Source organism: candidate division KSB1 bacterium, assembly GCA_022566355.1.
Taxonomy (GTDB): Bacteria; Zhuqueibacterota; JdFR-76; order JdFR-76; family DREG01; genus JADFJB01.
This window is the reverse complement of the sequence record JADFJB010000058.1, coordinates 20,061-27,075: the sequence shown is the minus strand read 5'-3', so window position 1 is coordinate 27,075 and position 7,015 is coordinate 20,061. Positions and strand designations below refer to the sequence as shown.

The window sequence follows — 7,015 nt, the reverse complement described above, 5'->3', positions numbered from 1 at the left end:
ACCTTCAGGCAATTTCAGACCTTCTAAAACTGTTCGAACTTTATAACTCGATGAATATTTCTTCCTTAGCATGGATTGATGCTCCTTTCTTTTGTCTTAATGTATTCATACATGCACTTAACTAAAATATTTAATTTGTCTGTTTTCTACGGAAACAGTACGTCCAACAGATCATTGTTCCTAAAGATTCATATAAATGTACTGTGCCTTTTCTTAGAAAAGACCAAATCGAAGCTAAATGCAAAATTCTTTTAGAGAGAATTGGATACAAAGAAGGACCATTATTACTTGAATCAATCTATCAAAAGGAGGTTGATACCTAATCATTAGAGGATCGTGTTATGGAAGATGATACGAACGATCATTTAGGTACAATCAGCTTCTTACCAACAATAATTAAAATTTTTAAAGATCAGAAATCACAAACTAGGCAAAAATTCACTTTAGCTCATGAATTAGGTCACTTTTATCTTGGACATGCTGAATTCATGAGTGGGGAATATTGTGAAGAATCCGACTATACCCCATTAGATGCCATCTCCGGAGGGATTAAGGAAATTGCGAGGATGGAATGGCAGGCTAACTATTTTGCTTCCTGCTTAATTCTTCCTCGAGAACCCCTTCTCGATTTATTTGCACGATTACTAGTAGAACATGATTTGAAAGATCATGGATTCGGGTATTTATTCGTAGATGATCAACCGGTTAATACTTCCACCTACATGAGTATTACTAGTGTGCTGAAGAAAGTCTTCGATGTTTCGCATTCAGCCGTGACACTTAGGCTTCAGATGTTAGGATTACTAAATGACCAGAGAGGAAGAAAACCTAACAAGCGCAAGTCCGTTAAGCTCTTAATCTAACACCGCGAGAATTCCAACAGATTGCTTCTTTCTACTCCTCATCCACCAACTTAACTGCCCACAAACCGCTGTCAAAATCGGAGAAGTAAATCAGGCCTTTGTAGGGCTGTGGTCCCCAGACCATGGGCGAGTTGGGGATGAGACCCTTGGGGTGGTATGGCAAATACCAGGCAATCTCCCGGCCCTGTTTGTATAAGTCACCCATGAGTTCTCCTGAAATATCCACTACCCGCAAACCGCCATTATAGAAGGCTGCGTATAAAATATCATCTTCGACCCATAGGTTATGGGAGCCGGCCTCGGGGACTTCATAGCGCGCTGTTTCTTTGGGACTGGCAGGATTGGTAAAATCGATAAAATGGATCCAACCTGCTGCGATTGTGGGTTTAAACTGGCTGGCGCCGTCGCCGTAAGGAAAAGCTTCATCTCCGGCCAGGACATAGAACTTGCCGGTGGATTTACTATGGAACGGAAATGCCGCATGGTTCCGACCGCTGGGATCTTCGTAACTGCCAAAATTCTTTGGATTTTGCGGTGATCCGCCGGCATAAAACGGACTCTTGACCTCAGGCATTGGGGTTTCCACGTACTTTTGGAATTGGCCGCCGGTTCCACTGCCCACATCGATTAACTGAATGCCATCCCCCCAGTTTGAAGAATAGGCAATTCCGTCTTCGATCCAGACATCATGGATACTATGTCCCGGCGTGTTTAACTCAAAACGGCCAACTCTATGAGGATTTGTTGGGTCTTCAATATTGATGACATCGAAACGGCGGCCATTATTGACTGCATAAACATGTTCTTTATAGATGAACACATTGTGGACGCCGCCGGTCAGTTCATCATCGTAGCGGGAAAGAATTTTAACATCGTGAGGATTGGTAACATCCAGAATCAGGATACCGTTGCGGCGATTGGATGCGCCCTCACGGCTGATCACGGCAATTCTTCCGTCTTCAGAAACCTTTACATCATTGACGGTACGAGCATCCACAGTAATGGTATCGATAATCGTCATATTCGCAGGATCGGTAACATCCCAGAAATAGGCTTCACCGTTAGCGCCCCAGGTACCGGTAATTGCGTAATCCCTGCCGTCAACTCCCTCCCAAACCCATAAATCAGAGGTATAAACATCCTCCACCGCACCATGACCCACCAATTCCAATTTCTTCCGAACATTCCTTTTGGTGATGCGAACCGTGAGTTGATCGATAAAGGGTCCGGACTGGGCGGCGATGGTATACAATCCAGGTGTTTCTGCTACGAAGCGGCCATCCTGTTCGATTTGTCCGGTTGCAGAGGGACCCAGATTGTCCTCCGGATTTGCGTTGACATAATATCGGATCGGCGCATCGGAAACGTCTTTTCCTTTTTTATCAAAAGCCATCGCGCTGAAATGAAATACGTCCCCGGTGCGGCCTTCTTCCATATCCGAATTCAGCTCCACTCTTGTAACCGGATTTTTGACAATTTGTATTTCTAATGATTCTACAATATTGCCGGTCTGAGCCGTCAATGTTATCTTTCCGGATTTGTGAGCCGTTAAATTTCCATAACCATCCAATGAAGCTATTTTCGGATGACTACTGGTTAAACTAACCTGAACATTCTTCCTATCAAAACCTGCCGCATCGATGACTTTGGTTTTAAAGGAGGTTGTGGTTCTTGCATAAATCTTTTCTTTTGGATTCTGAAATTCAACTTTTGCAAGCGGTGGGAAGTTTACTTTAACCGGAATTTCTGACCTGACTCTATTGCCCGGACTAATCGATCTAGCCGCAATCCGAAAAAAGCCAGGTTTATGAGCGATAATATTTGCTATAAGTGTTCCGGTGGAATCACTTCTGCGTGGGGTTACGGTTACCGATCTTCGTGCATTTTTTCCCCTGGAAAACACAAAAAATGGGTTGGTTTGTAATTCCCCGGCTTCATTAATCAAATCAATCTTTAATCGTACCGTGTCGCCAATATCAAGCTGAAGTGAGTCTTGATCGAATTTAAAGAATAACGAATCAGATTCTTCTGCTTCCTGGGCAAATAGTGTTTGTGAAAATAGGATTGAAATTGCGAAGCAAACGATAATAATGGATGGAATTGACCTTTTCATTTAAGCCTCCGGGATGGTTGTTCATAGAATTTTTTCAAAATGACTACTATGTTGAACGCCTTCGAAATGAGTTTTTGAAGGAATGTGACACGCCTAAGTGGAATCCCGAATAAGTCGAGATAGTGTTGAAATGTTTTCCAATTATTTGTGTCTTTCAAACATTTATTATCATAATCTGAACTAAACTTATGTAGAATCCTGTAAGGATGAAATGTTTATAGCCAAACGTCAACCAGAGAATGTAAAACTCCGTAGGAGCGACAAGTGTTTGCCATTTTAGAATCTTCATACCAGAAACTATATACAACTCCTACGGAGTTTTGTATTATTATTTAGCTCCCATTCTATAAACATTGCACTCATAGGAGTTGAAGAGAACCGTATGTTTTATGATTCCAATCATATAGAACCCTTAAACATTTCGGATTAATATTTGTATTCTCCGCATGTAAACCCTTTTTTTCAGTTTCGTGGGGAAAATCCTGTAAGGATGAAATGTTTATAGCCAAACGCAACAAGAGAATGTAACACTCCGAAGGAGTGACATATGCTATAGCATCAAGAAACCAGTATCCAGTATCTGTATGATTTATCAAAAGAAGTAACTATCAGTAACTCCTTTCATTTATTAAACTTTTAGCAGCAAAAATTATTCAGATGATTCCATTTTCCAAAAGATGATACCACCCGCTTGCTTGCCAATTTCTGCCGTGCCAACATGCTTTAGTGTTTTTAAATCAAAGATATCGACAACACCGGCTTCGGCGCCTATCCCTTCAGCAGACACAAACGCATAACGGCTATCCGGGGAAATTGTAACCCCATGGGTAACCTTGCGGCTGTTTGGAAGCTTGGCCAACTCTTTGCCGCTTTCCAAATCCCAAATTCCAGTTGCGCCAACAGATTTGTAGCTGACCACAAGTAATTTGCCATCCTGGGTTACTTCCAGGTTGTAGGGTCCTTTATCGGTTTGAAATCGGCGGGTTACTTTCCATTCGTTTAAATCCACTTCTGCGATTTCCGCCGAGCCATTGTTGGCAACGTAAACAAATGGTTTGCTGGGATGAGGATAAACCCAGGTCGGTTTGGATATCGGTTTGTGTTTAATTCCTGATTTCATATCGTGCTGCATTCCGGCATGCGATTGCATCTCTCCCATTCCGTCTTTGTTCAGGTTGAGGGTTCGACTGATTTCGAAGGATACCACATCGATTTCGAAGAGTTTGTCGTCCATCATTGCAACTGAATAATGATACAATCCATCCGGTGAAATTCGTGAACCATGGGGCATTACACCGGTCGTTACCCGGTCGATTTCTTCGAGAGTTTCCGGATCGACGATGGATACCGAGCTGGGAACATGGTCGCCATGAAGATTAAAATTTACAACATATAGTAAGCCGGTTGCCGGTGAGATCTGCATAGTTGCAGGGAACAAGTCCAATTCAACCCGGCCAAGCATTTCATCAGTACCCGTGGCGAATTTATAAACATGTCCGTAGGGAAAACCATGGGCCATGGAAAGATACCAATACTTTCCATCCGGACTAACGGTAATACCGTGTGGACCTTCGATCTCCACTGGCCAAACACCAACCGGAATGTTTTTTACAACTGTAGTTGTTTTTCCATCAAAACTGATCAAAGAAACTTCGTCTTCGGATTCAGCAGTTACATAAACATAATATACAATTGATGATTCGGGTACGATCGACACAGAGGAAGAGGCACATGATATTAAACTCCCTAAAATAACCAGGCAAAAAACGATCAAAAAAATTCTTCGAAACATTAATTAGTTCCTCCTTCATTATTTGGAATAAGACGTACGGCCCATAGACCACTATTCATATCAGCTAAAAAAATAGTTCCTTTGTGTGGCTGTGGCCCCCAAACCATGGGTGCATTTGGAATAAATCCATCAGCATGTGTTGGTAAAAACGATGCAATTTCTCGTCCTTGTCGATACAGATCCCCCATTAACTCACCGGATAAATCTACAACCCGGAACCCACCCTGGTAGAATGCCGCATATAAAATATCATCTTCTACCCAATAATTGTGAGAGCCGCCATTTGGGACCTGGTACCTGGCGGCTTCATGTGAATTTTTAGGATCGGTAAAATCAACAAAATGGATCCAACCAGTCATGGTTCCTGGAATTCGGTCACGCAAACCTTTAGCATAAATGTTCTCGCTGGGTCTGGCTTCATCACCGGCGAGCACGTAAAATTTATTTGTTGACTTACTATAAAAGGGGAATGCCGCATGATTCCAACCACTCGGGTATTCATAGTTGGCAAATTGCACCGGATTTGAAGGGGAGCCGTTTGCAAAAAATGGGCTATTTAACTCCGGCATCGGGACTTCTTCGTACTTTTTAAACGGCCCGCCAGTGGCAGCAGTACCGATGTCTACTAGTTGTAGTCCATCTTGCCAGTTGGATGAATAAGCGATTCCATCCTGGATCCAGACATCGTGTACGCTGTGTCCGGGTGTATCCAGTTCAAAGCGTCCAACTCTGTGTGGGTTCGTTGGGTCCTCAATATTTATTATATCATAACGACGACCATTATTGACAGCGTACACATGATTCGCATAGATAAATAAATTGTGAACACCACCGGTGAGTTCATCATCGTAGGTCGACAGAATTTTTACATCATATGGATTTGAGATATCAAGGATCACAATGCCATTGCGCCGGTTGGATGCCCCTTCCCGGCTGATCACGGCAATTCGGCCATCTTCGGATACTTTCACATCATTTACGGTGCGGGCATCCACAGTTATCGTGTCTATAATGGTCATTTTCGAGGGATCGGTCACATCCCAGAAATAGGCTTCGCCATTCGCATTCCAGGTGCCGGTAATTGCATAATCACGTCCGTCAACTCCTTCCCAAACCCATAAGTCAGATGTTCTAACCTTTAATACCGCCCCATGACCAACAATTTCAATCTTTTGCCTGACATTTCGTGGAACGATGCGGACGGTAGTCTTTTGCATATGAGAACCGGAATTTGCCATAATTGTATACAATCCCGGTGTTTCCGCCACGAAACGGCCATCGTCTTCTATCTGGCCTGAAGCTGCTGGAGCCAGGTTATCCATAGGTTTGGCAACAAAGGCATAATGTATCAGGGCGTCTGTAACTGTTTCTCCACGTTTATTTTTAGCTACAGCTTTAAAGTGGATGACATCGCCGGTTCGGGCTTCCAACAAATCACTGCTTAACTCAAGGCTTTTTACCGGGTCGGATTTTACCTGAATGTCTAACCTGGACTCCAAACCTTCACATTTGGCAATCAAAGAAACAGTTCCGGATTTATGGGCTGTGAGATTTCCAAAGGGATCAAGTGATGCAATTTCAGGCTTAGAGCTGGTTAATTGAACGTCCACCTCCTTGCGTTCCAGGTTGGCGGTATCAAATACTTTTGTACGGTAAGCAAAAGTTGTGCCGGTGTAAAGTTTCTCTTGCGGATTGATAAAGGTAATTCTATCAAGCGGTGGAAACGCAACTGTCACTGGAATGCCAGCTTGCATTCTTTCATCTCTGGGTGCAACTGTTCTGGCCGTTAAAGTAAAGGAACCGGGCAAATAAGCTTTTACTTTAGCCGTAACACTACCGGTCGGATCACTTCTTCGCGGGGTAATCTTTAAAGCTCTTCTGGCTTGCCTATCCGAACCTCGGGAATAAAGGAAAAAAGACATAGGCTGAACATTATTTTCATCATCCAGATATTGGATTGTCACATCTACTTCATCACCGACGTTGAGAAATAATGAATCCGGGCTAAATTTAAAATGAAATGTACTGTCGGCTTCTTGCGGATCTTGCGCCCATGAGGATGAGACCAATAATAAGAATGTGATGCCAACTGTGCAGTAAGATACCAATCTTTTTCTGGCACAATCCATAGCTTCCTCCGTTTTTTAAGTTTATAGACTTTGCAGTACAGTTACTGCCTTGTCATTTCGATTCGTCCTGAATATTTCACTTCACTTTTCCCAAGAACGTTGATTAGAAATGACAGTT

At 43.0% G+C, this 7,015-nt stretch carries 4 protein-coding genes; 1 reads left to right on the top strand and 3 read right to left on the bottom strand.

The window, feature by feature from the left end; genetic code table 11:
• Positions 1 to 341 precede the first annotated feature (341 nt).
• On the top strand, positions 342 to 863 hold the full coding sequence (locus tag IIC38_11560) for an ImmA/IrrE family metallo-endopeptidase (protein ID MCH8126587.1): 522 nt from the start codon (positions 342 to 344) through the stop codon (positions 861 to 863).
• 31 nt (positions 864 to 894) lie between these two features.
• On the opposite strand, the gene IIC38_11555 is transcribed toward IIC38_11560, so the two are convergent.
• The 3 genes from IIC38_11555 to IIC38_11545 form a co-directional block, all read right to left on the bottom strand.
• The gene (locus IIC38_11555; protein ID MCH8126586.1) at positions 895 to 2,976 is read right to left on the bottom strand and encodes a hypothetical protein; all 2,082 of its coding nucleotides are present in this window, start codon (positions 2,974 to 2,976) and stop codon (positions 895 to 897) included.
• Positions 2,977 to 3,625: 649 nt separating this feature from the next.
• A complete protein-coding gene (locus IIC38_11550) occupies positions 3,626 to 4,768 on the bottom strand; it encodes a YncE family protein (protein ID MCH8126585.1) in 1,143 nt (380 codons plus the stop codon).
• A complete protein-coding gene (locus IIC38_11545) occupies positions 4,768 to 6,897 on the bottom strand; it encodes a hypothetical protein (GenBank protein MCH8126584.1) in 2,130 nt (709 codons plus the stop codon). Before IIC38_11545 ends, IIC38_11550 begins: the two co-directional genes overlap by 1 nt.
• Positions 6,898 to 7,015 lie beyond the last annotated feature (118 nt).

What these genes read in the sequence shown, in the direction of transcription:
- IIC38_11560 (MCH8126587.1), top strand. Translation starts at nt 342, where the DNA reads ATGGAAGATGATACGAACGATCATTTAGGTACAATCAGCTTCTTACCA.
- IIC38_11555 (MCH8126586.1), bottom strand. Translation starts at nt 2,976, where the DNA reads ATGAAAAGGTCAATTCCATCCATTATTATCGTTTGCTTCGCAATTTCA.
- IIC38_11550 (MCH8126585.1), bottom strand. Translation starts at nt 4,768, where the DNA reads ATGTTTCGAAGAATTTTTTTGATCGTTTTTTGCCTGGTTATTTTAGGG.
- IIC38_11545 (MCH8126584.1), bottom strand. Translation starts at nt 6,897, where the DNA reads ATGGATTGTGCCAGAAAAAGATTGGTATCTTACTGCACAGTTGGCATC.